The 26745-nt window shown below is 71.8% G+C and carries 23 protein-coding genes; 7 read left to right on the forward strand and 16 right to left on the reverse strand.

Annotated elements, in window-relative coordinates:
- Nucleotides 1-8: 8 nt before the first annotated feature.
- Complete coding sequence (gene fghA / locus FJ694_RS18365; RefSeq protein ID WP_198320898.1) at nucleotides 9-845, forward strand: S-formylglutathione hydrolase; 837 nt, start codon at nucleotides 9-11, stop codon at nucleotides 843-845.
- 138 nt (nucleotides 846-983) lie between these two features.
- On the opposite strand, the gene FJ694_RS18370 is transcribed toward fghA, so the two are convergent.
- From FJ694_RS18370 to FJ694_RS18390, 5 genes are all read right to left on the reverse strand, one after another.
- The gene (locus FJ694_RS18370; RefSeq protein WP_157268700.1) at nucleotides 984-3098 is read right to left on the reverse strand and encodes a PAS domain-containing protein; all 2115 of its coding nucleotides are present in this window, start codon (nucleotides 3096-3098) and stop codon (nucleotides 984-986) included.
- Between the two features lie 117 nt (nucleotides 3099-3215).
- Nucleotides 3216-3545, reverse strand: coding sequence for a hypothetical protein (locus FJ694_RS18375; RefSeq protein ID WP_157268701.1), 330 nt, complete (start codon nucleotides 3543-3545; stop codon nucleotides 3216-3218).
- Between the two features lie 145 nt (nucleotides 3546-3690).
- On the reverse strand, nucleotides 3691-5463 hold the full coding sequence (locus tag FJ694_RS18380) for a sensor histidine kinase (RefSeq protein WP_232540105.1): 1773 nt from the start codon (nucleotides 5461-5463) through the stop codon (nucleotides 3691-3693).
- A 714-nt stretch (nucleotides 5464-6177) separates the two neighbouring features.
- Nucleotides 6178-6930: a glycoside hydrolase family 19 protein gene (locus FJ694_RS18385; RefSeq protein ID WP_157268703.1), complete on the reverse strand. Its 753-nt coding sequence runs from the start codon at nucleotides 6928-6930 to the stop codon at nucleotides 6178-6180.
- Nucleotides 6931-7115: 185 nt separating this feature from the next.
- The gene (locus tag FJ694_RS18390) at nucleotides 7116-7526 is read right to left on the reverse strand and encodes a hypothetical protein (RefSeq protein ID WP_157268704.1); all 411 of its coding nucleotides are present in this window, start codon (nucleotides 7524-7526) and stop codon (nucleotides 7116-7118) included.
- A gap of 354 nt (nucleotides 7527-7880) precedes the next feature.
- On the opposite strand from FJ694_RS18390, the gene FJ694_RS18395 reads away from it, so the two are divergent.
- Entirely contained in the window at nucleotides 7881-8504 is a 624-nt protein-coding gene (locus FJ694_RS18395) for a GAF domain-containing protein (RefSeq protein ID WP_232540100.1), read from the forward strand.
- On the opposite strand, the gene FJ694_RS18400 is transcribed toward FJ694_RS18395, so the two are convergent.
- The 3 genes from FJ694_RS18400 to FJ694_RS18410 form a co-directional block, all read right to left on the reverse strand.
- Nucleotides 8398-9435 carry a sensor histidine kinase gene (locus FJ694_RS18400; RefSeq protein WP_157268705.1) on the reverse strand — a complete coding sequence of 346 codons (1038 nt, stop codon included), beginning with the start codon at nucleotides 9433-9435 and terminating at the stop codon, nucleotides 8398-8400. The two genes, FJ694_RS18395 and FJ694_RS18400, sit on opposite strands and share 107 nt — an antisense overlap.
- A gap of 1046 nt (nucleotides 9436-10481) precedes the next feature.
- Nucleotides 10482-11645: a ParB/RepB/Spo0J family partition protein gene (locus tag FJ694_RS18405; RefSeq protein ID WP_157268706.1), complete on the reverse strand. Its 1164-nt coding sequence runs from the start codon at nucleotides 11643-11645 to the stop codon at nucleotides 10482-10484.
- Nucleotides 11645-12838, reverse strand: a complete 1194-nt coding sequence (locus FJ694_RS18410; RefSeq protein ID WP_232540101.1) for a ParA family protein — start codon at nucleotides 12836-12838, stop codon at nucleotides 11645-11647. Before FJ694_RS18410 ends, FJ694_RS18405 begins: the two co-directional genes overlap by 1 nt.
- Nucleotides 12839-13424: 586 nt before the next feature.
- Between FJ694_RS18410 and FJ694_RS18415 the strand changes: the two genes are divergently transcribed.
- The 4 genes from FJ694_RS18415 (at nucleotide 13425) to FJ694_RS18430 (ending at nucleotide 17418) form a co-directional block, all read left to right on the forward strand.
- Nucleotides 13425-14750, forward strand: a complete 1326-nt coding sequence (locus FJ694_RS18415; RefSeq protein WP_157268707.1) for a replication initiation protein — start codon at nucleotides 13425-13427, stop codon at nucleotides 14748-14750.
- Between the two features lie 52 nt (nucleotides 14751-14802).
- Nucleotides 14803-15291 carry a nuclear transport factor 2 family protein gene (locus FJ694_RS18420; protein ID WP_157268708.1) on the forward strand — a complete coding sequence of 163 codons (489 nt, stop codon included), beginning with the start codon at nucleotides 14803-14805 and terminating at the stop codon, nucleotides 15289-15291.
- A 112-nt stretch (nucleotides 15292-15403) separates the two neighbouring features.
- Nucleotides 15404-16135: a c-type cytochrome gene (locus FJ694_RS18425; protein ID WP_157268709.1), complete on the forward strand. Its 732-nt coding sequence runs from the start codon at nucleotides 15404-15406 to the stop codon at nucleotides 16133-16135.
- Between the two features lie 8 nt (nucleotides 16136-16143).
- On the forward strand, nucleotides 16144-17418 hold the full coding sequence (locus FJ694_RS18430) for a c-type cytochrome (RefSeq protein ID WP_157268710.1): 1275 nt from the start codon (nucleotides 16144-16146) through the stop codon (nucleotides 17416-17418).
- Nucleotides 17419-17483: 65 nt separating this feature from the next.
- Here FJ694_RS18430 and FJ694_RS18435 read toward each other — a convergent pair whose 3' ends face one another.
- From FJ694_RS18435 to FJ694_RS18445, 3 genes are all read right to left on the reverse strand, one after another.
- On the reverse strand, nucleotides 17484-17747 hold the full coding sequence (locus tag FJ694_RS18435; protein WP_157268711.1) for a hypothetical protein: 264 nt from the start codon (nucleotides 17745-17747) through the stop codon (nucleotides 17484-17486).
- 193 nt (nucleotides 17748-17940) lie between these two features.
- Nucleotides 17941-19191 (reverse strand): SGNH/GDSL hydrolase family protein, encoded by a 1251-nt coding sequence (locus tag FJ694_RS18440; RefSeq protein WP_157268712.1) that lies wholly within the window; start codon nucleotides 19189-19191, stop codon nucleotides 17941-17943.
- Entirely contained in the window at nucleotides 19188-19394 is a 207-nt protein-coding gene (locus FJ694_RS18445) for a DUF6494 family protein (protein WP_157268713.1), read from the reverse strand. Before FJ694_RS18445 ends, FJ694_RS18440 begins: the two co-directional genes overlap by 4 nt.
- Nucleotides 19395-19574: 180 nt before the next feature.
- On the opposite strand from FJ694_RS18445, the gene FJ694_RS18450 reads away from it, so the two are divergent.
- Nucleotides 19575-20522, forward strand: coding sequence for a LysR family transcriptional regulator (locus tag FJ694_RS18450; RefSeq protein ID WP_157268714.1), 948 nt, complete (start codon nucleotides 19575-19577; stop codon nucleotides 20520-20522).
- Nucleotides 20523-20540: 18 nt separating this feature from the next.
- Here the strand turns inward: FJ694_RS18450 and FJ694_RS18455 are convergent, their stop codons facing one another.
- Genes FJ694_RS18455 through FJ694_RS18475 form a run of 5 tightly spaced genes read right to left on the reverse strand, consistent with a single transcriptional unit; the run spans nucleotide 20541 to nucleotide 26516 of the window.
- A complete protein-coding gene (locus FJ694_RS18455) occupies nucleotides 20541-20765 on the reverse strand; it encodes a formate dehydrogenase subunit delta (RefSeq protein WP_157268715.1) in 225 nt (74 codons plus the stop codon).
- Nucleotides 20762-21601, reverse strand: coding sequence for a formate dehydrogenase accessory sulfurtransferase FdhD (gene fdhD / locus FJ694_RS18460; protein WP_157268716.1), 840 nt, complete (start codon nucleotides 21599-21601; stop codon nucleotides 20762-20764). Before fdhD ends, FJ694_RS18455 begins: the two co-directional genes overlap by 4 nt.
- Nucleotides 21598-24477, reverse strand: coding sequence for a formate dehydrogenase subunit alpha (gene fdhF, locus FJ694_RS18465; RefSeq protein ID WP_157268717.1), 2880 nt, complete (start codon nucleotides 24475-24477; stop codon nucleotides 21598-21600). The genes fdhD and fdhF overlap by 4 nt, the downstream gene beginning before the upstream one ends.
- Before the next feature lie 51 nt (nucleotides 24478-24528).
- Nucleotides 24529-26073 carry an NADH-ubiquinone oxidoreductase-F iron-sulfur binding region domain-containing protein gene (locus tag FJ694_RS18470; protein WP_157268718.1) on the reverse strand — a complete coding sequence of 515 codons (1545 nt, stop codon included), beginning with the start codon at nucleotides 26071-26073 and terminating at the stop codon, nucleotides 24529-24531.
- The gene (locus FJ694_RS18475; protein ID WP_157268720.1) at nucleotides 26070-26516 is read right to left on the reverse strand and encodes an NAD(P)H-dependent oxidoreductase subunit E; all 447 of its coding nucleotides are present in this window, start codon (nucleotides 26514-26516) and stop codon (nucleotides 26070-26072) included. The genes FJ694_RS18470 and FJ694_RS18475 overlap by 4 nt, the downstream gene beginning before the upstream one ends.
- Nucleotides 26517-26745: the final 229 nt, after the last annotated feature.

The raw sequence follows: 26745 nt of genomic DNA on the forward strand, positions 1-26745 counted from the left end.
TGAACGCCATGCAGACGCTCTCCGAACACGGCTGCTTCGGCGGCACGCAAGGGTTCTACCAGCACGATTCCGGCGTCATCGGGCTGCCGATGAAGTTTGGCGTGTACGTGCCGCCGCAGGCGAAGGCCGGCCCGGTGCCGGTGCTCTACTACCTGGCGGGCCTGACCTGCACCGAGGAGACCTTTGCCATCAAGGCCGGCGCGCAGCGCGTGGCCGCGGAGCTCGGCCTGATGCTGGTGACGCCCGACACCAGCCCGCGCGGCACCGGCATCGAGGGCGCCGACGCGGCCTGGGACTTCGGCCACGGCGCCGGCTTCTACCTCGACGCCACGCAGGCTCCCTGGTCAGCGCACTTCCGCATGGAGAGCTGGGTGACGCAGGAGCTGCGCGCGCTGGTGGTGGCCAACTTTCCCGCGGACGACGGCCGCACCGGCATCTTCGGCCACTCGATGGGCGGGCACGGCGCGCTGACGCTGGCGCTGCGCCACCCCGGGCGCTACCGCAGCGTCTCGGCCTTCGCGCCGATCGCCGCGCCCTCGCGCTGCCCCTGGGGCGAGAAGGCCTTCACCGGCTACCTGGGCGGCAACCGCAAGGACTGGGCGGCGCACGACGCCACGGAGTTGATTGCGTCGGGTGCCAAGCTGCCGCCGCTGCTCATCGACCAGGGACTGGCCGACAAGTTCCTGGCCGAGCAGTTGCATCCGCACCTGTTCGAGCAGGCCTGCGCCGAGGCCGGGCAGCCGCTGAACATCCGCCGCCACGAGGGTTACGACCACGGCTACTACTTCATCGCCAGCTTCGTGGAGGACCACCTGCGCCACCACGCGGCGACGCTGGGGGCGTAAATGCAACGGTCAGCGTGAGCCGGCAGGAGTCGCTCACGTTCCCGATGCGCCGGCCATGCCGTGCGTGCTGTTCGACGGCGTCGCCATGTCGGGGCTCCCGGGCAATCCTGCTGCCGGGAGAGTATCCGGCGCCCGGCGTCAGGCCAGCGGCAGCCGCCACAGCACGGTCGTGCCGGTGCCGGGCTGGGAGTCGATGGCGAAGCTGCCGCCCAGCGCCTCGATGCGCTCCTGCATGCCCAGCAGTCCCCAGCGGCTGCGCCCGGCCGCGCCGGCCGTGGCCTCGGCGGCGTCGAAGCCCACGCCGTCATCCTCGACGCTGCCGGCCAGCAGGCCGCGGCGGCGCTGCAGGCTGACGCTGACCTGCGAGGCCTGCGCGTACTTGGCCACGTTGTTGAGCGCCTCCTGCACCACGCGGAACACGGCCGCCTCCACCGTCGCGCTCAGCCGCCCCTGCTCCAGCCCGTGCAGCTCCAGGTCCACCGCCACGCCCGTGAGCTGCGACCAGGTCTGCGCGTAGGCGGCCACGCCCTCGCCCAGGCCGCAGTCCTCCAGCGCGGTGGGGCGCAGCGTGAAGACGATGCGGTCGAGCTCGCGGTCAAGGTGCTGCATCAGGCCATGCAGCTGCTCCACGCGCTGCCGCCAGGCCGGCGCGTCCTGGCCCTGGCCGTCGTGCCCGGCCCCGGCCGCGCCGGCCTGGCGCAGCGTGCTCACGGCCAGGGCCACCGACGACAGCACCTGGCCCAGCCCGTCGTGCAGCTCGCGCGCGATGCGCCGGCGCTCCTCGTCCTGCAGCCCTTCGAGGTGCTGCAGCAACTGGCGCAGCGCATGGGTGCGCTCGGCCACGCGCTGCTCCAGCAGCGCGCGCGCCTGGCGCGGCTCGGTGACGTCGCGCATGACGCCGACCATGCGCCGTGCCCGGCCGGCGTCGTCGTGAAAGAAGAAGCCCCGCGCCGAGAGCCAGCGCACCGCGCCATCGGGATGCACGGTGCGGAACTCGTGCTGGTAGGGCGCGTGCCGGTGCCGCGCCGCGTCCAGCGCGGCGGTGGTCGCGGCGCGGTCGTCCGGATGCACCCGCGCCACCCAGGCCGCGTAGCTGGGCTCGACCTCGCCCGGCACGTAGCCCTGCATGCGGTAGTGCTCCTCGGACCACACCACGCGGTCCGTGTCCAGGTCCCAGTCCCAGGAGGCAAGCTCGCCCACGTCCAGCGCCAGGCGCAGCCGCTGCTCGCTCGCGCGCAGCGCGGCCTCGGCGCCGGCGCGCTCCACCGCCGCCCAGGTGCGTTCGGCCGTCTCCTCCACCAGCGCGGTCTCCGAGCCGCTCCAGGCGCGCGGGGCGGCGGCGTGCACCACCAGCACGGCCACCAGCCGCCCCTCCTTGACCAGCGGTACGCCGATCATGGCCAGCACCTGCACGGCCACGTGGGCGTCGCATTCGGCCGCCGAGAAGCGCGCGTCGCCACACGCATCGTCGATCACCACCCGGCACCCGGCACGGTAGTCGCGCATGATCCAGGCGCCGTAGGTGCTCGCGGCGTAGCGCCCTTCCGGCAGCGGCGCCACGCCATGCTCGTAGCCCTTGGTGACGAGCCAGTCGTCGCCATGCACCTCGGCGTAGAGCACGCGGCCCGCGCCCAGGTGCTCGCCCAGCCGGCGCGTGGCTTCGAGCTTGATGGCCTGCGCGTCCTGCAGCGGCCGCAGCGCGTCGCTCAGGCGCAGCAGGAAGGCCTGGCGCGCCTCGCGCTCGCGCAGCGCGGCCTCCGCGCGCAGCCGCCGCGTCGTCTCGATGATGGTGATGAACACGCCCGCGACGCGGCCGCCTTCGTCGCGCACCGGGCTGTAGGACAGCGACAGCCAGACGTCCTCGATCGCGCCGAAGCGTGCCAGCGGGTAGAGCGCGTCCTCGAACTGCACCGACTCGCCGCGCCAGACGCGCTCGTAGATCGGCGCGTTGATGTGCCAGACCTCGGGCCAGCACTCGCGCGTGGGCTGGCCCAGCCCGCCCGGGTGCTTGGCGCCCATGAGGTCGCGGTAGGCATCGTTGTAGACCTGCACCAGCGCCGGCCCCCACAGCACGATGGTGGCGAAGGGATGCGCCAGCACCAGCTGCACCGTGGTGCGCAGCAGCGCCGGCCACTGCGCCACCGGCCCCAGCGGCGTGGCGGCCCAGTCGTGGCTGCGCACGCGCTGCGCCATCTCGCCGGCGGCGAAAGGCCAGCCCGGGGCCGTCGTGTCAGCAGCGCTGCCCTGTTCCATGGCGGCAAGGGTAGTGCCCCCCAGCGGACAGATCGTTTCGCCCGGTGGTTTTCCCGGGCCGGCGAGGGGCATGGGCACCCGCCTTCCGGACCGATGCCCGGCCCGGGGCGACGGCGCTCAGCCGCGCTTCTTGCGTGCCTGGGGCAGCGGCTGCGTGCCCTTGATGAAGTCGGAGAAGGACACGTCGGCCGAGTCCTGGCCCGAGGCCTTGAGCTTGTTGGCGATCTTGGGCGGCTCGGGCTTGGCATCCGGATCGGTCTTGGCCGGCGGCGCCGAGGCACGCGTGGGCAGCGGCTGCTCGCGGTCGAGCTGCTTCCAGCTCTCGAAGCCGCTCTTCTGGGCCAGCTGGTCAAACGCGGCGGCCAGCGAGGACGGCGCCGGGGCGGCCTTGGCGGCCGGCTTGGCCGCGGGCGCGGGCGCCGCGGCGGAGGGAGAGGTCTGCTTCATGAACGGGTGGACATGCGGTCCAGGGGCAAAGGGTGGATTGTCGCCCGTTGTGCCCGCCCGATGCGCGGGCGCGGCTTGCACGGCATGGGCACTGCTGCCCGGTACGCCCGGCCGGGCGCCACGGCGGCCCGGCCGGGCCGGGGCTTCAGGGCCGGCTGCCCGACGACGATCGGCCCGAGCGGCTCCTGCGGTGCAGCGGCAGCACGATGTTCACCAGCGTGCCCTGGCCCTCGGCGGATTCGAAGCTCAGCTGTCCGCCCAGCAGCAGCATGAGCTCGCGCGCCAGCCACAGCCCCAGGCCGGTGCCCTGGCCCGAGGGCGTCAGCGGCGTGTCCTGGTCCAGGCGGCGGCTGAGCACCTGGCGCTGCCGTGCGGCGGGCATGCCCACGCCGCTGTCCTGCACCTGGATGCGCAGGGCGCCCTCGTCGCCCGTGGCGACCACGCGCACGCTGCCGCTGTCGGTGTACTTGATGGCGTTGTGCAGGACCTGGCCGAGCACCTGCAGCACCCGCTTCGCATCGGTCTTCAGGCGCTGGGGCGCTTCGGGCTGGACCTGCAGCGTCAGGCCGATCCCGCGCGCCTGCGCCTGCGGCAAGTGCGTGCGCACCGCCTCGTCGAGCAGCGGCCCGACCGCGGTGGACTCGATGTCCAGGCGCAGGTAGCCGCCCTCGATGCGCGCCAGTTCCAGCAGCGTGGTGACCGTGCTGTCGAGCCGCAGCACGTCGCGCGCCACGCGCTCGGCAAAGGCCGTGGGCCCGCCGCCGGACGCCGGGGTTTCGGCGGACAGCTCCAGCAGGTTCTTGATCGGGGTGCGCAGTTCCTGCGCCGCGCCGGCCAGGAACTGGGTCTTGGTGCGGTTGGCCTCCTCGGCGCGCCGCTCGCTGGCGCGCAGCCGCGAGGCCAGCCGGTGGTGCTGGCGCAGCAGGTTCAGCATCAGGCCCAGCAGCGCCAGCACCAGCCCCGTGCCCGCCGTGGCGATGCCCAGGTGCTTGCTCCACTGCAGGAGCAGACCGCGATCGACCGCCCGGGTGCGCACGCCGGCCAGCGCCAGCAGCCGGTGGTTGTCCAGGGTGCGGAAGGCATACAGCGTTTCCGGACCGTTGTCGGGCGCGCGCGTGATCAGGATGCCCCGGCCGCGGCGCATGGCCTCGGCGAACAGCGGGCTGCTGGAGAGGTCCAGGCCCGCCTCCCGGTTGCCGCCCACGCCGCGCACCCGCGTGATGCCGTCGAAGCCCACCAGCGCCACGTCGGTCTCCGGGCCCAGGCCGCTGTCGCGGCGAAGGTTCAGGAACTGCTCGATGTCCAGCCCCAGCGCCACCACGCCGCCGAAGTGGCCGTTGGCACGGCTGATGCGCCGGCTGACCTGGATGGAGGTCTTGCCCGAGCCCTTGATCGTCACCGGCTTGCCGATGAAGAGCCGGTCGGCGGTGTCCTGCGCATGCACGACGAAGTAATCGTTCCCGCTCAGGTCCACGCGCTTGACGGGCTGCACGGCGGCGTTGAGCTGGCCGTCGGCGCCGATGACGGAGAACTGCGTGAACTCGGGCTGCGCCACGTCGCCGCGCCGCAGCCAGGCCTCGATGTCCAGCGACGCCCCTTCCTGTGCCGTCTCGCGGCGCAGGAAGCGCAAGGCCTGGTCGGCGTTGGCCAGGGTCTGCGTGGCGTGCTCGGCCATTTCGCGCGCCAGGTTCTCCATCGCGGCCTCCTGGCTGCGCGTGGCGTCGGCGGCCTGGCGCCCACCGGCGAGCACGGCCCACGACCACAGCAGCGCCAGGATGACCAGCGCCCCCAGCCACAGCACCATGTACGCGGTGCCGTCGGGCCTGTAGGCCTGCAGGATGCGTCGCCACAGCGGCGCCGAGGCGGCCGGCGGCGTGAACCTGGCGTATCCGCTGTACCGGCTCAGCGCGGGGAACATGGCACTCACGGCTGCCCTCTTGTCCAGCCGCCCTGCCTACGGCTGCCCAACGGCAGCCACGATCCGGCGTGTGGGACGACACGGACCCCGAGCCACCAGTGTTTGCGCATCAACGAACTGGACACTTTTCAGCTTCTTCTTGCTTGGTCAGAACAGGCCCGCACCGGGGCAGCCTGGCATGCCCGGTCCGGCTGCACCCGGAGGAACAACTCACGGTGATGACAGCGTCAGGTGGCGCGGACCGCCGGCGCCGGCGGTGGCACCGCGGGCCACCCGTATCCGGGGCAGGCGCGCCATGGCTGGTCCGGTTCGATGACCGGCATCCAGCCTTCCGAAGGCAGAAATAAAATGTTAGGAGCGCTTAACACTGTTATTACCAAATGTTACCCGCTGTTCACCGCGCCGCATGTGTTTGTGAACCTCGATGGTCTGAAGGCATAACTAATTCACGGATTGCGCAGGATCGCCACCAGATTCCGTGAAATCGACCTGGCGGCTCCCGGCCGTGCCCGCTGAAGGGCACACGACACCTTCCCGGTGTGCCGGCGCCGGCGCACGCCCACCCGGACGTCGCCGTCGACAGCGGGCTCGGCCTGCTCTTCGGCGCCTGGCATCGGCACGCTTGCCCTTGGCCTCGTGGACCTCACTTGCGCTGCGACAAGGCCCGCGGGCCCGCGTGGGACGCCGCCGGTGCCGATCGTGCCGGCGGCCGCCTCACGCGCCGCGGTGCGCGCCTGCCGCCGTGGCCATGGCCCGGCCCGTCGAGGCGGGGCCCGCGGCGCCGGCGTGCGGCAGGCGCAGCCGCGCCCGGGCCCCGACGTTGTGCGCCGCATTGCCCAGGTGGTGCAGGGTGGCCAGCGCGCCGCGGTACAGCGCCCTGCGCTCGCCCAGGGCCGGCGCTGCCGGCTCGCGCAGCCGGCGCGCGATGGCATCGACCTGGAGCCGGTCGGCCAGCTCGTTGAGGCCGCACCGCTGCCACAGCCAGCCCGCCACCAGGCAGGCATCCCGCGGCTGGGCCACCAGTTCCGGCTGCTGCTCGTAGGGGCGCCCCAGCGCGTGGCCCGCATCGCGGTACGCCGCGCGGCCGAGCAGCCGGATCAGGCCGCGACCCCGGTAGCGCCAGCCGTCGCCGCTGGCGGCGTCGCCGTTACCGTAGCGGCCGGCATAGACGGTGTTGGCCAGCAGTTGCGGCGCGCCGATCAGCTGGTCGGCCTCGTCCACGTCCGGCACCTGCTCGGGCCACATCGCGTGGATGCGCTCCGGGCTACGGTAGAGCAGGCCCTGCTCCATGGCGACGAAGCCGCGGCTGTCGCAGGCGCATTGCGCCACGAAGGCAGCCAGGCGGGCCGGGGTGTGGATGCCGAAGCGCTTGCAGGCATGCCTGAGCAGCGGCGCGAAGGTGGTGGCGATGCGGGGCCTGATGCCCGACGCCTTGAGCATGATGTTGAGGATCGAGTGCGAGGCCATGAGACGTGGCAGCCGGGCTGCAAGGTCGTGGGGGTGGGCGGCGGTACGAGGCGAGGGTCGGCCGGCGCGCGGCACGCGTGCCGCGCGGCCGGTTCCCAGCCCGCCGGGTGGCTGAAAAGGCAACCCTTTCCTGCTCCGGCCCGCTGGGGGAACCGGGAGACGGGCGCGTCAATGGCGATGGCGGCTTACGGCCTGGTGACGCCGCCGGGCACGGTGCTGCCCGTGCGCTGCATGCCCGCTGCGGCCACGGCGGCCGGGGCCAGGTCCCGGCCGCCGGGCCGGCGGTAGGTGCGCATGAGCGTGCGGCCGTCGCTGGCACGGCAGCGGCCGTGGCCGGGCACCAGGCCGTAGTCCGACAGCAGCTCGAACACCCTCACGGCTTCGATCAGGCGCGTGGTCTCGACGACGTGCACGAGGTCGCCATAGCCGTCCTCGATGCCGATGAGGATGGGGCGGGCCCCGGGATCAGCCGGCGGCTGGCGTTCCTGCAGCGCCAGCAACCGCCGCCTCAGATCAATGCAGTCCGGCCAGGTGACCGTGCACCGTGACAGCTCGGGGACTCGGGACGAAGACTTGAATTTTTCGATACTGCTCATGCCGGGACCGTTGCAATCCCAGGGCCTGCCACCGCTGCCAGGCTCCCGGGGCGTTCCCATGCGGCCCCCGGGAGCCCTCCAGCACCAGCCCGGGTCCGCGCCTGTGGCTCCTTGCGGCCGTGTCCGGTTCAAGGCGCCGCGGCCCGCGCGGCATGTGGGCCGCGGGCGCGGAGCCGCCAGGGACGCCCGGGCCGGTCCCGGGCGGCGCTGCCGCGCCTCCTTGTTCGCGCAACGGCGTCGAACCCGAACAATCCCACCCGTGAGCATGGCCGGCCGCCGCCCCGGCCGCGGCACGCGCGGCCCATGCCGGGCCGCCGTCAAGGCCGCCTGAGTCCCGCCGTCAAGACTTCATCGATGCCCAAGCTTCCCCTGCCCGATTGCCGCTGGATGCGCCCGTGCGTGCAGGCTGCCGTGAGCTGCATCTCCGACGCGCGGCCGCCCATGCCGGGCCCGTCCTTGCCCGGCAACGAGACCGCGCGCCTGCGCGCGCTGCACGGCCTGGGCGTGCTCGACACGCCGGCCGAGGACCGCTACGACGCGCTGGTGCAGTACACGGCCGATGCCCTGGACATGCCCATGGCGGCGGTGTCGCTGGTCGATGCCGAGCGCCAGTGGTTCAAGGCCCGCGTCGGGCTGGAGCCGCAGCAGACGCCTCGCGACATCTCGTTCTGCGCCCACGCCATCCTGGGCCACGGCGTGCTGGTGGTGGAGGACGCGCTGCGCGATTCGCGCTTCGCGCACAACCCGCTGGTGGCCGGGCCGCCCCACATCCGCTTCTACGCCGGCGCGCCGCTGCGCAGCGCCGACGGCCTGCACCTGGGCGCCCTGTGCGTGATGGCGCCCCGGCCCCGGCGCCTGAGCGCGACGCAGCTCACCACGCTGCGCGCGCTGGCCGACGTGGCCGTGTGGGAACTGGTGCGGTCGCAATGGCGCTCGATGTCGCCGCGCCGCGCCGCTGCCGGCTGCGGCCTGCGCTGACCATTCCAGTGGCGGCCCCGGCCTCGGCCCGCATGTCGACGCTCGCGAGCACCGTAGTGCCCTGGCCCGGCGCGGACTCGATCTCCAGGGTGCCGCCCAGGGCCTCGATGCGCTCGCGCATGCCGACCAGCCCCAGCCGCCCCAACGGCCGGTCCGTAACGGCAAAGCCCACCCCGTCGTCCTCGATGCTCAACATGAGCTGCCGGCCCTGCCGGGACAGCACGATGCCGACGTGGCGGGCCCCGGCATGCTTGGCAATGTTCGTCAGCGACTCCTGGACGATCCGGTAGAGGCTCGCCACCACGGCCGTGGACGGCTCCGTCTTCTTCAGGCCCCTGGCCAGCAAGTCCACGGGAATGCCGAACAGGCCAGACCAGAGCGAGGCGTGCTGCGATACCGCCTCGACCAGCCCCTGCTCCCCCAGCGCCGGCGGATGCAGCGCGAAGACGGCCCGGTCCAGTTCCGCGTCCGCTGCCGCGACCTGGGATTCCAGCATCGCAAGGCGCTTCTTCAAGGTGCCGGGCGCAGAGCCCGACCGCAGTTCGGCGCTCGTCAGCCGCATGGCCGCCAGCTGCTGCCCGATCGTGTCGTGCAGCTCCCGGGCAATGCGCCGCCGCTCCTCCTCGACGAGGGCCCGCGCCTCGGCCGCTTGCCGCGGCTCGCCGACGGGCTGCTGCCCTCCCGGCATCCTTACTGCGCCGTTGGCCGTCTTCACACCTTCCACGAGGAAGGCCATTTCACGCATCTTGGAAGTGAGGCACGCGGCGCGGCGCACCAGCGCCAGGCTCTGCGTCATCGTCTCCAGCAGGCTGCGGGACAGGTCGAGGGCATCGGCCGCACCGCCCTGGCGCCGCAGCACGATGCCTTGCTGCTGGCTCACCAGCATCCGGGCGCGCTGCAACCGGGCTTGCGCTTCTTCGACTGAATCCATGCCGTGCTCTCTCCAGGCATAACGACGGGATCACCCGGGCGCCTCCCGGGCAAGCGGTAGGTGCATTCTCAAGGCTGGCGCGCGCCTCCACGCCGGCCTGGACGTCCATGCCTGGGGCGCCGGAATGAACAAGGCGTCGTACCGGTCTGGCAGAGGCATTCCACTGCCGCAGGGGCCAGGTCCAGGAGGTGGAGCAGTCGCAGGCATCAGGCGGTGGATTCAGCAGGGCCCAGGAATGGTTCCGTGATGCCGCCCCTGGCCCCTGGCCTCAGAATCGATGATTGATAAGCGCAAATATCAACACTACAAGAAATCGCATGTTTTCTCCAGTTCGAACGGCATTTCGCTTGCAAGCTGGGGCCTCCTGAGCGGTACGCATTCCGGGCCTTGCCCAATGCGCCCAGGAACCGGCGAGGCAGCGGTGTTCCCGGCACGGCGGAACAGGCCAGCTTCAAGGACTGCAATGAAGGCGTTGGCTCCGTCAGCATCGCGTCGGCGAAAGCAGCGTGGACGTGGGGGACGGTCCCCCACTGCGGCCGTTCTCCGCCGGGCCATTGCCGGATCGGCTGCCAGGAGGGCGGACCCCTGTCATCAAGCGCCATGTCCGGGCCGGTGTCGCAGCCGGCCCATCAGCGCCGCATGGCTTGTGCAGCCGGTGCATGGCTGCAAACGGCGTGGGCACGTGAGCCGCAATGGCATGCGCGTCGGACGGACAGCCACGCCGGTGCCACGGAGTGCCCGCAACCGATGCCTCGCTCAGCAACGCCCTGGCCTGGAGCGCCGGGAGCACCGCAGGAAGCCGGAGAAGTCCACGCATCCGGACAGGCGCCCCGTCAAGGCAGGTGGGGGACGGTCCCCCACCCCCCTCGTGCTGGCGGGCTTTGGAAGCGGCTTCCAATGCCGTCCGAGCGAGGGGAACTCGTTATCGCAGGAATTTGATCAAGGCGCAGTCTGAGCCGCTGGAGCGTTGCGTGATGCCGGGTGGGGGACCGTCCCCCGCCCAAGAGGCCGGCAGCGCGCCTGTCGGCCCAGACCTGCTCCCGCTATCAACGCAGCAACTTGCGCAGTCCGGCAGCCAGCGCGTCCCACTTTTCCGGCGCAAGTTGCGCGCCGTCGAGTGACAGCGTCATGCGGCCCTCTTCGCTGCGCACCTCCAGCGACCGGCCCTGTCCCAGGTCGAAGCGCCGGGCCAGCGCCGCGCGGGCGCCGGCCGCGGCCTCCCGGCCAGCCGTCGCGGCCGGGGTGGGGGACGGTCCCCCACCCCGGCGCAGCAGGGCTTCAAAGATGCGCTTGGGCGGCAGGTCGCGCAGCAGCGGATCGGCAGCGACGCGCAGCACCGCCGCCCGGTCCTGCTCCAGCGCCTGGGTCAGCAGCGCAGCCCAGCGGAACTGGATGTCGTTGGGCGAGGCAAAGGCATTGACCACTTCACGCGGCAGCGCCGCGATGCGCAGCGCCTTGGAGATGTCGCTGTGGTCGCGGCCGACGTGGGCGGCCAGCTGGCGCAGCGAAGGGAACAGGCCGTCGTCCAGGGCCCGGCGGTACATCGTCCCCTGCTCCCAGGCCGACAGGTTCTGGCGCAGCCGGTTCTCGCGCTCCATGAAGCCGAACAGCGCCTGGTCATCCACTTCCTTGACCACCGCCTGCACCGGCAGGCCCAGTTCCAGGCAGGCGCGGTGGCGGCGGTGGCCGAACACCAGCTCGAAGCGCTCGCCGCCCTCCTTCGGTTGCGGCAGCGGCCGCACCATCACCGGCTGGACGTTGCCGCCGGCATCCCGGATCTCGGCCTTGAGCTCCTGGTAGGCCTTGCCGGCGTAGGACGCTTCGTGCCGGTTCGCCCAGCGGCTGGGCGCGATGCTGCGCGCGTCGAGCTGCACGGCGCCGCGCTGCTCGCCCACGCGCCGCACTTCCTCCTCCAGCTCGGCGATGCGTTCCTGCAGCGCATTGCCGGTGAAGATCTGCAGCGCGTTGTAGCCCGGACCGGTACGGGGCTTGACCGGCGTGGCGCCAGCCGCGGGTGCGGCGGTCGCGGCGGCGTCCGGGGACACCGCCGGCGGCGCAACCACGGTCGGCGCTGCCGGAGCCGGCACGGGGGCCGGCGCCGTGGCAGCCGCCGGCTCGCCCAGCAGCCCGGCCAGCGCCGCGGCCGGCCCGGTCGTGCGGCGCGGGACGTTGCTCCAGTCGATGTCGTGGCCCTTCTTGCGGGTTGCCATCACGCGCCTCCGCCCTGCCCGACCTGCTTGTTCCAGAACATCTGCGTCTGGTCCTCGATCAGCTCGACCAGCCGGTCGTAAGCGTCGGTGGCGCGCTTGAAGGTCCGCGCCGACCCGCTCTCGACCTGGTCGTAGACCGTGCCGAACTCGGCGCTGGACGCGTTGGCCGCCGCCGTCTTCGGGATCTCCACGCTGACCAGCTTGTCGCCGTAGGCCGAGGCCATCCACTTCTTGACCAGCAGGCTGGTCTGGTCGGCGGACTCGACCTTGGTTGGCAACACGTCCACGAACGCGAAGGACTTGTGACCGCCGCGCTGCGTGATGAGCTGGTTGGTGAGGTCGCCGAACAGGTCCCAGAACTGCGCCGAGGATGCGAAGTCCAGGGGGTTCGGCGGCAGCGGCATGATGATGCCGTTGGCCGCCATCAGCGCGTTGATGGTGGTGTAGGACAGGGCCGGCGGCGTGTCGATGATGATGAAGTCGTACTGCTCGCGCACGGCGTCCAGGCCATAGTCCAGCACGCTCCAGAACTCGAAGCCCGGCTCCTGCGTCTGGCGCGCGGGCAGCGCGAATTCGGCGCCGAACAGCACCGGCGCGGCCGCGACCAAGTCGATGCCGTCCCAGTAGGTGCCGCGGATGGCGTAGCCAATGTCGCACTGGCGCCCGGAGAACAGCGGCATCACGGTGTCGTCGAGCTCGACCTCGGAGTCGGGCAGGATGCCCATCAGCGTGGTCAGGCTGCCTTGCGGGTCGCAGTCGATGAGCAGCACGCGGTGGCCCCGCATGCTCAGGCCCTGTGCCAGCGTGGCGGCGGTGGTGGTCTTGCTGACACCCCCCTTGAAGTTGCCGATGGCGATGGTGATGGCCGTGGCGCCCGCGGGACGCAGCTCCTGGCGGCGCATTTCGCGCACCCAGACCCGCGCCTCAGCCAGCGTGAACTCGCGCCGGGCGCCGCTGGGCGTGAGCTTGCCGCTGGGCAGCTCGCCGCGGCGCAGCCGGTAGTCCACCTGCGGTTTCTCCAGCCCGGTGAGCTCCATGAGCTTGGCGGTCGAGAACACCGGCGGCTTCTTGCGCTGGGTCGGCGCCAGCATCGTTTCGCGGGCATAAGCCACCACGTCCTTCACGCGCTCGGCCTGTTCCAGGATGGACGGCAGCGTGATCTCATCGGTGGCCACGATCGAAGCAGCTTCCAAATTTCTTCTCCTTCAGCGCAGTCGCAGCGCGTGTCATGGGATTCTAGAGCGGGATGCAGAATTCGCAGCAGCGCGCGAATTCTGCATCTACGTCGCTGAAAACGCCGGACGCCAGAGCGCTTGACAGTCCTCGATCAGTGCAGCGGTGCTTGTAGAAGTCTTCAACTCCTTCAATACCTTTAGGCCTGTGGACAACGTACGTTTTCCCTTGTCCATCAGGCACTTGGAAACCCCGCTCGTCCGGGGAATCCAGTCCGGGCGTCCGCCCTTTTGCGTCTGACCGTCCGGCGCTTTCAGTCCGCCCGTCCGGACTTTGCAGTCCGGCCTTCCAGTGGCATGGCCCAACTGTGGACAACTGCAAAACGGCCGGATTTCAGCAGCGGCGGGGCATCGATGTCCGGCTTTTTCAGTCTGGGCGATGCCCGAACTGGCTTCACCGTGTCCGCGTTTTTGAGTCCGCAGGCTCTTCGGTTGGCAGCCGGATGTCCGGGTTTTTCAGCCAGCCACGCAGAGGACGCCATGGGCGCGGTTGGCGGCAACGTCAGGCATCCATGTCCAACGGTGGTCGGACATATACTGCCGCCCCATGTCCCGCCGCCCGCCTTCGCCGCCCGCGCAGTACCCGAAAGCCGGCACCAGCACCTTCAACAAGCCGGTGTCGGCGCTGGCCATCGTGCCGGCGAACCGGGCGCTGACCGTGACGGCGCGCAAGGTCTACAACGTGATGGGCCGCCTGGCCCAGGCCACTGGCGACACGCGGGAGGAGGGCTACGCGGCGCCGCTGCACGCCATCCTGCAGCAGGCCGGCACCGACAGCTCCGCCACCGCGTCGGCCAAGCGCTATCTCAAGGAGATGATGACCACCATCATCGAGTGGCGGCAGCTCTCGCCCGGCGACGTCATGCCCGGCGAGGGCGAGGGCGACGGCCAGGGCGAGCGCGAACAGGTCTTCACGCTGCTGTCGCAGGCGGACTTCTACAAGGTGGGCCGCGAGAACTGGGTGCGCTGGTGGTATCCGCCGGCCATCAAGCGCCAGATGCTCGACCCCGAGCGCTGGGCCCAGGTCAACCTGGAGACCGTGGCACGGCTGGGCACCTACTGCGCCGTGGCGCTGTACGAGATCTGCGCGCGCTACCAGGGCGTGGGCCGCACCATGCGCCAGGACTGGACTTGGTGGCTGCCGGTGCTGCGCGGCACCGAGCAGTCCAAGCTGCGCGAGTGGCGCAAGTTCAAGAACGAGTTCCTCGCGCCCGCGGTGCGCAACATCAACGAGCTCTCCGAGATCGAGGTCGAGCTGGTCGAGCACCGCAAGAACGGCAAGTTCAGCGGCGAGGTGCAGTTCCTGGTGCGGCGCAAGGAGCAGCCCGCGCTGCCCGCCGCCGAAACGCAGCCGGTGGACGCCAGCGCCGCCAGCCGCGCGCTGGCACTCGACATCCGCGAGCACGACTTCGACGCGCTGGCCGAGCGCTACGGGCCCGACGCGGTGGCGCGCGCGCTGGAAACGCTGGCGCAGCACCTGGCCTCGGCACGCACGCCGATCGTGAACCGGCTGTCGCACCTGAAATGGATCCTGGGCGGCGTGCCGGAGCGCCGTCCCGCGCCGGTGGCGGCGTTGGCGCCGGCGCCGGCGCCGCAGACGCCGTCCGCTGCGTCGGCCGCGTCGGCCCAGGCCCAGGCCGGTGTCGAAACCGCGCTGTCCCAGGAGCGCCTCGCCGCGGCCGAGCAGGCCTTCGCGGCGCTGCCGCGCGAGGAGCAGTTCCGCTGGCTGCAGCGGCTGCGCGAGGATCTGCATGCGCGCGGCGTGCAGCTCACGCCGCTGCTGCGCTCGCGGCTGGACGCGGGCCAGTGGCAGGCGCCGGCAGTGCGCTCCTGGCTGCTGCGCTTCTACGCCGACCAAGGCCCGCCGGCCTGAGGACGCCGCCGCGCGGCACAAGGGCGTGGCCCGGCGCGGCACACTGCCCGCCATGGACAGCCCTCAAGCCCCCGCAGAAGTCCGGCCGCCCGTGCCGCCATTCACCGCCGAATCCGCCGCGCGCAAGGTGCGCCTGGCCGAGGACGCCTGGAACAGCCGCGACCCCGACCGCGTGGTGCAGGTCTACACGGCCGACACGCGCTGGCGCAACCGCGCCGAGTTCCCGGTCGGGCGCGAGCAGGTGCGCCAGTTCCTGCAGCGCAAGTGGGCGCGCGAGCTGGACTACCGGCTGATCAAGGAGCTGTGGGCCTGCGCGGGCGACCGCATCGCCGTGCGCTTCGCCTACGAGTGGCACGACGACTCGGGCCAGTGGTTCCGCAGCTACGGCAACGAGAACTGGGAATTCACCCCGCAAGGGCTGATGTGCCGGCGCTTTGCCAGCATCAACGACCTGCCCATCCAGGAAGGCGAGCGGCTCTACCACTGGCCGCTGGGCCGCCGTCCCGACGACCATCCGGGCCTGAGCGAGCTGGGGCTGTGACGCCGCGCCGGCCGCCGGTGCCCAGCCCGGCGCGCGCAGCATCTGCTCCGCCCGTTTCGCGCGGAACTGCGCCTGTTGCGCCCACGCCGCGCCGGGCACATTCGGGAGCTGCATGAACCTCACCGCCGCATCGAACCGTCTTCTCGCCGCCGTGCTGGCTGCCGCCGGCCTGGCCCTGGGACTCGCGCCCGGCGCCGTGGCCGAGGCGGCCGCCGCGCCGGTGCCCGACACCATGGCGCAGCGCCTGCAGGCCTGCACCGTCTGCCACGGCAAGGAGGGCCGTGCCACCAACGAGGGCTACTTCCCGCGCATCGCCGGCAAGCCCGCCGGCTACCTCTACAACCAGCTCGTGAACTTTCGCGAGGCGCGGCGCCACAACGCCACGATGAACTACCTGGTCGAGCACCTGTCGGACGGGTACCTGCGCGAGATCGCCGGGCACTTCGCCGCGCTCGATCTGCCCTACCCGCCGCCGCAGACCACCAACACGCCGCTGGCGCTGCTGGCGCAGGGCGAGGCGCTGGTGCGCCAGGGCGATGCGCGGCGCGGCATCCCGGCCTGCATGGCCTGCCACGGCCGCGCCATGACCGGCGTGGAGCCGGCGATCCCCGGGCTGCTCGGCCTGCCGCGCGACTACCTCACCGGCCAGCTCGGTGCCTGGCAGACCGGCCAGCGCCGCGCCGCAGCGCCCGACTGCATGGCCGACATCGCCCGGCGCCTGAGCGCGCAGGACGTCAACGCCGTCGCCGCCTGGCTGTCGGCGCAGCCGCTGGGCGGCGGCGGCAAGCCCGCGCGCGAGGTCGCGCTGCCCTTGCCGCTGGAATGCGGCAGCGGACTGCAATGAGGGCCGCGATGCGCCGGGGAGGGCGCGCGGCATTGATCGGCGCGGCGCTGCTGGCGGCGCTGGCCGCGCTGGTGGCCTGGCTCAACGTGCGCGGCGAGGAGCCGCTGCCGCCGGCCGGGGAGGGCGCCGCGGCCGCCGGTGCCGACCCGGCCGCCATCGTGCGCGGTGCCTACCTGGCGCGCGCGGGCAACTGCGCCGGCTGCCACACCGCGCCGGGCGGGGCCGAGTACGCGGGCGGGCGCGGCATCGACACGCCCTTCGGCACCGTCTACGCCTCCAACCTCACGCCCGACGCCGACACGGGCCTGGGCGCCTGGAGCGCCGCGGAGTTCCGGCGCGCGCTGCGCCACGGCCGCTCCCGCGACGGGCGGCTGCTCTACCCGGCCTTTCCCTATCCCAGCTACACGCGGCTCACGCGCGAAGACGCCGACGCACTGTTCGCCTTTCTGCAAGCGCGAGAGCCGGTGCGGCAGGCGAATCGCGCGCACGAGCTGCGCTTCCCGTACCGGCTGCAGGTATCACTGGCGGTCTGGCGGGCGCTGTATTTCCGCGCCGAAAGCTTCGAGCCCGACGCCCGCCGGCCGGCCGAGTGGAACCGCGGCCGCTACCTGGTGCAGGGCCTGGGCCACTGCGAGGCCTGCCACGCGCCGCGCAACTGGCTCGGCGCCACCGAGGCCGGCGGCGCGCTGGGCGGCGCCCTGGTGCCGATGCAGAACTGGTACGCCCCCGCGCTGGCTGCGCCGCGCGAGCCCGGCGCGGCCGACTGGAGCGCCGACGACCTGGTCGCGCTGCTAGGCACCGGGCTGTCGCGGCGCGGCGCGGCGATGGGGCCGATGGCCGAGGTCGTGTCGCGCAGCACCCAGCACCTCAGCGACGCGGACCTGCGTGCCATGGCGGCCTACCTGCAGTCGCTGCCGCGGCCCGAAGGGCGGCAGGAACCGGCCGAGCCGGCCAGCGCGCAGCGGCTCCAGCTGGGCGGTCGCATCTACAAGGACCAGTGCGCCGCGTGCCACGGCGAGCAGGGAGAGGGGGTGGCCGGGATCTATCCGGCGCTGGCCGGCAACCGCGCGGCGACCATGGCGTCGCCGGTGAACCTGGTGAAGGCGATCCTGCACGGCGGCTTCCCGCCGGCGACGCAGGGCAATCCGCGCCCGTTCGGCATGCCGCCCTTCAAGCAGACGCTGTCCGAGGCCGAGGTGGCGGCGGTGGCGACCTGGGTGCGGCAGTCCTGGGGACATCGCGCCGCGGAGGTGTCGGAGCTGGACGTGTTGCGTTCGCGCTGAAAACGGCGTGCGCCGCGCGCGTCACCGCTGTTTCATTCGTTGACCGATTCAGAAGTCCTTGGGGCTCATTCGGCCCAGTGCATGTGGCGGTTCGCCAACACCGGGGTGCGCTGGCCGCGCACCATGGCGCGCAGCGCGGCCATGACCTCGGCGGCCGAGGCGGGCTGGTGGTCGATCAGCGCCGCGCGCGACTGCACGATGCACTGCACCGCCTGGCGCTCTTCCGGGGACGCGAGGCGACAGGCTTCCGCCAGCGCATCCCCGTCGAAATCGGCTTCTGACAGCTCCACCGCCCGCGCGATCAGCGCCATGGCTTTGAGGGTATGCATCGTGGTCCTTCCTGCTCTAGCTCGGCCCGAGTTTATTGTGCGGTGCAGCATGAGCAAGCGGTTGTGGTTTCCACCGAGACGGGGCAGGGGACCTTGATCTTGCGGCTGGTGCGAGGAAGGGCAGTTGTGCTAGCGCCAGCCGCTCGGATGCCGCCAGCGCGCTACCGGCACCGGCACCGGCACCGGCGCCGCATCAGCGGCTGAACAACGACAGGTCGATGGCGCGGCCCAGGGCCTCGTGGCCGGCGTCGCTGGGGTGCAGCCCGTCGCCGCTGTCGTGGTCGGGCCGCAGGCGCCGTGGCCGGGCGGGGCCGCGCACGGCGGCATCGAAATCGACCACCGCATCGAACTCGGCGGCGTTGCGCAGCCAGCGGTTGAAGGCCAGGCGTTGCGCCTCCATCGCGTCCGACGGGCTGCCGAAGGGCAGCAGCGTGGCGCCGTAGACCTTCAGGCCGCGCGCATGGGCCTGGACGATCAGGGCCCGGCAGGCGTCGATCAGCACCTCGGCCGGGACGCCGCGGCGGATGTCGTTGATGCCGATGAGCAGCAGCACGTAGCGCACGCCGGGCTGGCGCAGCACGTCGCGCTCGAAGCGCTGCGGCACGGTCGGCCCCCGGCCCGGCGCCACCAGCGTGTTGCCGCCGATGCCCTGGTTGAGCACGGCCACGGCTTGCCCGGCGACCACGAGGCGGCGCGCCAGCACGTCGGTCCAGCGCCGGTTGCGGTTCACGGACGAGCTGGCGCCGTTGGTGATGGAGTCGCCCAGCGCCACCACGGCCGCCGGCCGGGGGCTCTCCACGTCAACGCCGACGATGAAGAGCCAGGGCGAGGAGCAGTTGCGGAACGAGGCGCCGCCGTTGCAGAGGTTGGAGAACACCCCCGGCACGCTGGCCGCGGCGGCGAAGTTGCCGGGCGTGGAGACGAAGTTGGTCTGCAGCGAGCCCAGGTGCCGGGTCACCGACGCCGTGAACTGCGGCAGGTACAGGCTCACGGACAGGTTGCCCTGGGCGGGCACCTGCAGCCGGACCGGGTCGCTGACGGCGGTGGTGCCGGGCGCCAGCGTGATGCCGGCCTGGCCCTGGAAGGTGAGCGGGCGGTTCGACCCGGGCACGTTGTCCGGCCCCACCGCCTGCCGCGCCACCTGCGCCTCGCCGATGACCAGCGGCGCCGTGCCGTAGGCATTGCTCAGGCGCACGCGCAGCCGGCTGCCGCCTTGGCTGACGTGCACGACCTGGCGCAGCGTCTGGTTCTCGAAGCGGGGAAAGGCGGCTTCGAACCAGGAACTGGGTGGCTGCGGTGCCGCGCTCCAGGTGGCCATCCAGCCGGGCGGCGGCACCGCGTCAGGCGCTGCGCCCGGCTGCGCCGCCACCACGCGCGCCGGTGCCAGCAGCGAAGCGACGAGTGCCGCGCCAAGCAGGCGGCGGCGCGCGGGGGCGTGCCTCACTCCAGCTGGATCTCGCTCTTGAAATCGACCTTCACGCCCAGCGTCGGCAGCTCCAGCGTCATGACCACGGGCAGGGTCTCGTTGCCTTTGAGCGCCTGGGCAGCCATCGCCTCGCCGACGATGCGCTCGATCTCGCGCTGCGAGCTGACGCCGACGAGTTTCAGGAACTTGCGGATGCTGGTGTTGAAGGTGTCGTCGTTCACGGCGGTGCGGTCCAGGCAGCGGAATCGTTTCACTCTGCGCCGGCAACCCTGGCCGGGCTGCGACGGTTTGGTGACTTGCGTATCCGGGTCCATCCAGCGGCCAGGCCTGCCCACGAGGCGGCGATGCAAGAGCGTCCATCGCCGGCACCTACCATCGCCGCCATAGCCCCAAGGACTCCCATGCCCAAACTCACCCTCGAAGGCCTGGAGCTGCTCGACGCCATCGACCGCCGCGGTTCCTTCAGCGCGGCCGGCGACGAGTTGCACAAGGTGCCGTCCACCATCTCCTACACGGTGGCGAAGCTGGAGGAAGAGCTGCAGGTGGCGCTGTTTCGCCGCAACGGGCCGCGCATCGAGATCACGCCCGCCGGGCGCGAGCTGCTGCGCGAGGGGCGCCTGTTGCTGCAGGCCGCCGCCGACCTGGAGTGCCGCGTCCAGCGCGTGGCCTCGGGTTGGGAAAGCACCCTGCAGATCGCCCTCGACGGCCTGCTGCCCACCGAGACGCTGGCCGGCGACGTGGCGGCCTTCCACGAGGCCGCCGACGCCACGCGGCTGCGCTTCCTGGAAGAGGCGCTCACGGGTACCTGGGAGTCGCTGCTCGACGGCCGCAGCGACCTGATCCTGGCCGTCGGCCCCGGCCCGGCCGGCGGCGGTTACCTCGCGCGCGAGCTGGCCAAGGTGGAGTTCTGGTTCTGCGTCGCGCCGTTCCACCCGCTGGCAAAGCTGGAAGAACCGCTGTCCGAGGCCCAGGTGCGCGCGCATCGCGCCGTGGCGGTGGCCGACTCGGCGCGGCGCCTGCCCGTGCGCAGCGCCGGGCTGCTCAGCGGCCAGCGCACGCTCACCGTGCCCAACCTGCGCGTGAAGGTGCGGCTGCAGTGCGAGGGCGTCGGCGTCGGGTACCTGCCTCGAATCTGCGCCCAGGGCGCGCTCGACGCCGGCGTGCTGGTGCGCAAGCGCGTGGAGCGCGAGCGCGAGCCGGAAACGCTCAGCCTGGCCTGGCGGGTCGGCACGCCGGGCCGGGCGCTGGCGTGGTGGATCGAGCGGTTCAGTGACGCGCCGGCCGTCGAGGGGCTGCTGGCCAGCGCGCGGCGCTTCTATGCGGCGGGGTTTGCGGTACCCGGCCGCTGAGCGGCTCGGGATTCGGTCTCACGCCATCCCGGCCCGGTGCTCCCGCAACGCCTGCAGCACGATGTCGCGCAGCCCGGCACCGTTGCTCTCGTCGATGTATTGAAGGATGCCCCGCCGCATGCGCGGCTCCCAGTAGCGGCGGATGTGCAGTGCCAGGTCGCGCCGGGCCTCGGCCGCATCGGGCATGGCGGCGAAGAAGTCGCCGATGCCGTTGGCCATCTGGATCAGGTGCTCGGTTTTCATGCTGCAAGCGGCTCCACGATGAGTCGGTCGGCGGCGCTGTAGGCGACCCAGTCGCGCCCGCGCGCGAAGCCGATCAGGCACAGCCCCGCCGCCTGCGCCGTGCGCACGGCCAGCGCGGTGGGGGCGGAAATGGCGGCCAGCGTGCCGACGCCGGCGCGCACCGTCTTCTGCACCATCTCGTAGCTGGCGCGGCTGGTCACGGCGAAGAAGCCGTCCGCCGCATCGAGCCCCTCGCGCGCCAGCGCGCCGATGAGCTTGTCGAGCGCGTTGTGCCGGCCCACGTCCTCGCGCAGCAGGCGCAGCTCGCCGCGCGGGCCGCACCAGGCGGCGGCATGCGTCGCGCCGGTGGCCGACTGCAGCGCCTGCCGCGCGCGCATGCCGTCCAGCGCGCCCGACAGCGCCGCGGCCGGCAGCACGGCCGGCGCCACGCGCCGCTTGCAGCGCGGCAGCGCCTGCGCCAGGCTCTCCACCCCGCACAGCCCGCAGCCGGTGCGGCCGGACAGCGCGCGGCGGCGCTCCTTCAATCGCGCCAGGCAGCGGCTCGCCACCTCGACGTGCAGCACGATGCCCTGGTCCACCGTCTCCACGTCCATGCCGAAGACGTCCCCCGCGTGATCGACGATGCCCTCGCTCAGCGAGAAGCCGACCGCGAAATCCTCCAGGTCCAGCGGCGTGGCCAGCATCACCGCGTGCGACAGGCCGTTGAACTGCAGCGCCACCGGCACCTCGTCGGCCACGAAATCCTCCACCTCGCGCGGCACGCCGGCCTGGCAGCGTAGCGCGCTCAGGTGGCGGACGCCGGGGTGGGGCGTGAAAGGCAGGGCGTCCATGCTCATTTCCCCATCACGGCGGCGGCATCGGCTGCCGCCTCGTTGCGGCGCTCCAGCAGGTCGAGCTGCCGGCGGTTGAACTCGCCGTAGCCCACCTGCCATTGCGACGGCTGCGCCACCTTGGCTACCTGCACCGCCGTCACCTTGTACTCGGGGCAGTTGGTGGCCCAGTCGGAGCTGTCGGTGGTGATGACGTTGGCGCCGGACTCGGGGAAGTGGAAGGTGGTGTACACCACCCCGGGCTGCATGCGCTCGCTGACCACGGCGCGCAGCACCGTGTCGCCGGCGCGGCTGGCAATGCCGACCCAGTCGCCCTCGCGGATGCCGCGCTCCTCGGCATCGTGCGGATGGATCTCCAGCCGGTCCTCGCCGTGCCAGAGGTTGTTGGGCGTGCGCCGCGTCTGCGCGCCGACGTTGTACTGGCTCAGGATCCGGCCCGTCGTCAGCACCAGCGGGAAGCGCTTCGTGACCTTCTCGGGCGTCGCCACGTACTGCGTGATGACGAAGCGCCCCTTGCCGCGCACGAAGCCGCCGACGTGCATCGTGGCCGTGCCGGCTTCGGGCGTGTCCTCGTTGCAGGGCCACTGCACGCTGCCGAGCTGCTCCAGCTTGGCGTAGTTCACACCGCGGAAGCTGGGCGTGAGCAGCGCGATCTCGTCCATCACGTCCGAGGGATGTTGATAGTGCATCGGGTAGCCCAGCGCCTCGGCGAGCTTCAGTGTCACCTCCCAGTCGGCCAGCCCGCCCAGCGGCTTCATCACCCGGCGCACGCGCGAGATGCGGCGCTCGGCATTGGTGAAGGTGCCGTCCTTCTCCAGGAAGCTGGAGCCGGGCAGGAACACGTGCGCGTACTTGGCGGTCTCGTTGAGAAAGATGTCCTGCACCACCAGGCATTCCAGCCTGGAGAGCGCCTCGGTCACGTGCTGCGTGTTGGGGTCGGACTGCACGATGTCCTCGCCCTGCACGTACAGGCCCTTGAAGCTGCCTTCCAGCGCGGCCTCGAACATGTTCGGAATGCGCAGCCCCGGCTCGGCCGACAGTGCCACGCCCCAGGCCGCCTCGAACTCGCCGCGCACGGTGCTGTCGGAAACATGGCGGTAGCCCGGCAGCTCGTGCGGGAAGCTGCCCATGTCGCAGCTGCCCTGCACGTTGTTCTGGCCGCGCAGCGGGTTCACGCCCACGCCCTCGCGCCCGACGTTGCCGGTGGCCATGGCCAGGTTGGCGATGCCCATCACCATGGTCGAGCCCTGCGCATGCTCGGTCACGCCCAGGCCGTAATAGATCGCGGCATTGCCGCCGGTGGCGTAGAGGCGCGCCGCGCCGCGCACGTCCCCGGCCGGCACGCCCGTGACAGCCTCCGTCGCCTCCGGCGAGTTTTCCTCGCGCGCCACGAACTCGCGCCACTGGGCAAAGCTGCGGTCCTCGCAGCGCTCGGCGATGAAGGCCTCGGCCAGCAGGCCTTCGGTCACGATCACGTGCGCCAGCGCGGTGACGAGTGCCACGTTGGTGCCCGGGCGCAACTGCAGGTGGTGCTCGGCCTTGACGTGGGGCGCGCTCACCAGGTCGATGCGGCGCGGGTCCACCACGATCAGTTTCGCGCCGGCGCGGATGCGCTTCTTCATGCGCGAGGCGAACACCGGGTGCGCGTCGCTGGGATTGGCGCCGATGACCATGATCACGTCGGACTGCTCGACCGACCTGAAGGTCTGCGTGCCGGCCGAGGTGCCGAAGGTCTGGCCCAGGCCGTAGCCCGTGGGCGAGTGGCACACGCGCGCGCAGGTATCGACGTTGTTGTTGCCGAAAGCGGCGCGCACGAGCTTCTGCACCAGGTACGCCTCCTCGTTGGTGCAGCGCGACGAGGTGATGCCGCCGACCGCGTCGCGCCCGTAGCGGGACTGGATGCGCTGGAAGCCGCGCGCCGCATGCGCGATGGCCTCGTCCCAGCCGACCTCGCGCCACGGGTCGGTGATGCGCTCCCGCACCATCGGCCTGGTGATGCGGTCCTTGTGCGTGGCATAGCCCCAGGCGAAGCGGCCCTTGACGCAGGAATGGCCGTCGTTGGCCTGGCCGTCCTTCCACGGCGTCATGCGCACGACCTGCTCGCCCTTGACCTCGGCCTTGAAGCCGCAGCCCACGCCGCAATAGGCGCAGGTCGTGATGACGCTCTTCGAGGGCATGCCCAGGCTGATGACGCTCTTCTCCTGCAGCGTGCCGGTGGGGCAGGCCTGCACGCAGGAGCCGCAGCTCACGCACTCGCTGTCCATGAAGGCTTCACTCTGGCCCGGCGAGACGCGGCTCTCGAAGCCGCGGCCCGAGATGGTCAGGGCGAACGTCCCTTGCGTCTCCTCGCAGGCACGCACGCAGCGGTTGCAGACGATGCACTTGCTGGCGTCGTAGCTGAAGTAAGGATTCGACTCGTCCCTGGCCGCGCCGAGGTGGTTCTTGCCTTCCAGCCCATAGCGCACGTTGCGCAGGCCCACCGTGCCGGCCATGTCCTGCAGCTCGCAGTCGCCGTTGGCGGCGCAGGTCAGGCAGTCCAGCGGGTGGTCGGAGATGTAGAGCTCCATCACGTCGTGTCGGAGCTTGGCGAGCTTGTCGCTTTGCGTGCGCACCTTCATGCCGGCCTCGGCCGGCGTGGTGCACGAGGCCGGGAAGCCGCGCCGGCCCTCGATCTCCACCAGGCAGAGACGGCACGAGCCAAAGGGCTCCAGGCTGTCGGTGGCGCACAGCTTGGGCACGTTCGCGCCGGCTTCGATCGCCGCGCGCATCAGCGAGGTGCCCGCGGGCACGGTGACGGGCTGGCCGTCGATCTCCAGCGTCACGGTCTGGTCCGAGGCGCGCGGCGGCGTGCCGAAGTCGATGTCGTGGTGGTGAGGCCGCATGTCAGGGCTCCCTGGTGTTCGGTCGATTCGGGGGGCTTCGTCGTCGTTCGTTCAGGCCGCGCGCTCGTCGTCGGCGAGCAGGCCGAAGTCGCGCGGGTAGTGGTCGAGCGCGGAGAGCACGGGGTAGGGCGTCATGCCGCCCATGGCGCACAGGCTGCCGGCGAGCATCGTGTCGCACAGGTCGCGCAGCAGCCGCACCTGCTGCGGCCGGTTGTGGTTGAGCACGATGCGGTCGATGACCTCCACGCCACGCGTGGAGCCGATGCGGCAGGGCGTGCACTTGCCGCAGGACTCGGCGGCGCAGAACTCCATGGCGAAGCGCGCCATCTGGGCCATGTCCACCGTGTCGTCGTGCACCACCACGCCGCCGTGGCCCAGCACCAGGCCCTGCGCGCCGTAGGCGTCGTAGTCCAGCGGCAGGTCCCACTGCGACTCCGGCACGTAGGCGCCCAGCGGGCCGCCGACCTGGATCGCCTTGACCGGCCGGCCGCTGGCCGTGCCGCCGCCGATGCCGAACACCAGCTCGCGCAGCGTCAGTCCGAAGGGCAGCTCGAACAGCCCGCCCTGCCTGACGTTGCCCGCGAGCTGGAAGGGCAGCGTGCCGCGGGAGCGCCCGGTCCCGAAGTCGCGGTAGAACGCCGCGCCGTGCTCCAGGATGGTCGGCACGGCGGCAAAGGTCAGCACGTTGTTGATGACGGTCGGGCGGCCGAACAGGCCCTGCACAGCCGGCAGCGGCGGCTTTGCGCGCACGACGCCGCGCTTGCCTTCCAGGCTCTCCAGCATCGCGGTCTCCTCGCCGCAGACGTAGGAGCCGCCGCCCACGCGCACCTCGATGTCGAAGGCGATGTTGGAGCCCAGCATCGAGCTGCCCAGCACGCCCGCCTCGCGCGCCTTGCGCAGCGCGGCCTCGAAGGTGCGGACCGCGTGCGGGTACTCGGAACGGATGTAGATGAAACCCTTGGACGCGCCCACGGCCAGGGCGGCGATGGCCATGCCCTCGATCAGCAGGAAGGGGTCGCCCTCCATCAGCATGCGGTCGGCGAAGGTGCCCGAGTCGCCCTCGTCGGCATTGCAGACCACGTACTTGCGGTCGGCAGAGGCTTGCGCCACGGTGCGCCACTTGATGCCCGCGGGAAAGGCGGCGCCGCCGCGGCCGCGCAGGCCGGAGTCGAGCACCTGCTGCACGATCGCTTCAGGCGTGCAGGCCAGCGCGGCCTGCAGTCCGCTCCAGGGCACGTCGGCCAGCGGGTCGTCGAGGCCGCAACGGGCAAACGTCAGGCGCTGCTGGCGCTTGAACTGGGCGATGTCCTCGACGGCACCCAGGCGCAGCGCATGCGCGCCGCCCTGCAGCCAGCCGGCCTCGAACAGCGAGCCCACGTCCTCGGCACGCACGGGGCTGTAGGCGATGCGGCCCGTGGCGGTCTGCACCTCGACCAGCGGCTCCAGCCACAGCAGGCCGCGCGAGCCGTTGCGCACGATGCGGACGTCCTGGCCGCTGCCGCGCGCGTGCGCGGCGATGGCGGCGGCGACGAGGTCGGCATCGGCGGCCAGGGCCGCGGCGTCGGCGGGGACGAAGACGGTGGTGGCGGCGCTCATCGCGGGCCTCCCACGTCGTCGAGCAGGTCGTCGAGCCGTTGCGCGCTCATGCGCCCGTAGGGCTGGCCTTCGAGCATGACGGCCGGTGCCAGGGCGCACAGGCCCAGGCAGTACACCGGCTCGACCTCGCAGCCGCCGGCGGCGCGTGCGCGCTGCAGCAGCTGCTCGCCGCCGACGCTGCGGCAGGCCTCGGCGCGGCACACCTGCAGCACCGGGCCCTGCGCCGGCTCGGTGCGGAAGTGGTGGTAGTAGGTCAGCACGCCGTGCACCTCGGCGCGCGAGAGGTTCAGCGCGTGGGCGATCTGCTGCACCGCCTGCTCCGGCACGTGGCCCAGCGCCTCCTGCACGCCGTGCAGCACGGGCATGAGCGGGCCGTCGAGCCGGCCACGTTCGGCAAGGACCTGACCGACGGCTTGCCGGTCGTACGAATCGGTGTGCTTCATGCGGGTTTCCGGTGAAGGGGCCTGTGTTGCGGCCGGACTATCCGGGCCGCCCCGCGGAAACGCCGTTGACTGCGGTCAATTTTTACGGATCAAGGGAAAGTCCCGATGACCGGCGTGCCGGGACATTATTCGGAGGGATTCATCGAGTTTGTAAAAACCGCACCTGCAAATTGCTGCGGTGCATCCATATACGAAAGCTTATCGTCATCATGAATAAATGTGTTTGGCG

Source organism: Azohydromonas aeria (assembly GCF_009760915.1).
GTDB classification, from domain to species: Bacteria; Pseudomonadota; Gammaproteobacteria; order Burkholderiales; family Burkholderiaceae_C; genus Azohydromonas; species Azohydromonas aeria.

Excerpts from the sequence above, each read along its gene's own strand:
- fghA (WP_198320898.1), top strand. The coding sequence starts at position 9 with ATGCAGACGCTCTCCGAACACGGCTGCTTCGGCGGCACGCAAGGGTTC.
- FJ694_RS18370 (WP_157268700.1), bottom strand. The coding sequence starts at position 3,098 with ATGGAACAGGGCAGCGCTGCTGACACGACGGCCCCGGGCTGGCCTTTC.
- FJ694_RS18375 (WP_157268701.1), bottom strand. The coding sequence starts at position 3,545 with ATGAAGCAGACCTCTCCCTCCGCCGCGGCGCCCGCGCCCGCGGCCAAG.
- FJ694_RS18380 (WP_232540105.1), bottom strand. The coding sequence starts at position 5,463 with ATGTTCCCCGCGCTGAGCCGGTACAGCGGATACGCCAGGTTCACGCCG.
- FJ694_RS18385 (WP_157268703.1), bottom strand. The coding sequence starts at position 6,930 with ATGGCCTCGCACTCGATCCTCAACATCATGCTCAAGGCGTCGGGCATC.
- FJ694_RS18390 (WP_157268704.1), bottom strand. The coding sequence starts at position 7,526 with ATGAGCAGTATCGAAAAATTCAAGTCTTCGTCCCGAGTCCCCGAGCTG.
- FJ694_RS18395 (WP_232540100.1), top strand. The coding sequence starts at position 7,881 with ATGCCCAAGCTTCCCCTGCCCGATTGCCGCTGGATGCGCCCGTGCGTG.
- FJ694_RS18400 (WP_157268705.1), bottom strand. The coding sequence starts at position 9,435 with ATGGATTCAGTCGAAGAAGCGCAAGCCCGGTTGCAGCGCGCCCGGATG.
- FJ694_RS18405 (WP_157268706.1), bottom strand. The coding sequence starts at position 11,645 with ATGGCAACCCGCAAGAAGGGCCACGACATCGACTGGAGCAACGTCCCG.
- FJ694_RS18415 (WP_157268707.1), top strand. The coding sequence starts at position 13,425 with ATGTCCCGCCGCCCGCCTTCGCCGCCCGCGCAGTACCCGAAAGCCGGC.
- FJ694_RS18420 (WP_157268708.1), top strand. The coding sequence starts at position 14,803 with ATGGACAGCCCTCAAGCCCCCGCAGAAGTCCGGCCGCCCGTGCCGCCA.
- FJ694_RS18425 (WP_157268709.1), top strand. The coding sequence starts at position 15,404 with ATGAACCTCACCGCCGCATCGAACCGTCTTCTCGCCGCCGTGCTGGCT.
- FJ694_RS18430 (WP_157268710.1), top strand. The coding sequence starts at position 16,144 with ATGCGCCGGGGAGGGCGCGCGGCATTGATCGGCGCGGCGCTGCTGGCG.
- FJ694_RS18435 (WP_157268711.1), bottom strand. The coding sequence starts at position 17,747 with ATGCATACCCTCAAAGCCATGGCGCTGATCGCGCGGGCGGTGGAGCTG.
- FJ694_RS18450 (WP_157268714.1), top strand. The coding sequence starts at position 19,575 with ATGCCCAAACTCACCCTCGAAGGCCTGGAGCTGCTCGACGCCATCGAC.
- FJ694_RS18455 (WP_157268715.1), bottom strand. The coding sequence starts at position 20,765 with ATGAAAACCGAGCACCTGATCCAGATGGCCAACGGCATCGGCGACTTC.
- fdhD (WP_157268716.1), bottom strand. The coding sequence starts at position 21,601 with ATGAGCATGGACGCCCTGCCTTTCACGCCCCACCCCGGCGTCCGCCAC.
- fdhF (WP_157268717.1), bottom strand. The coding sequence starts at position 24,477 with ATGCGGCCTCACCACCACGACATCGACTTCGGCACGCCGCCGCGCGCC.
- FJ694_RS18470 (WP_157268718.1), bottom strand. The coding sequence starts at position 26,073 with ATGAGCGCCGCCACCACCGTCTTCGTCCCCGCCGACGCCGCGGCCCTG.
- FJ694_RS18475 (WP_157268720.1), bottom strand. The coding sequence starts at position 26,516 with ATGAAGCACACCGATTCGTACGACCGGCAAGCCGTCGGTCAGGTCCTT.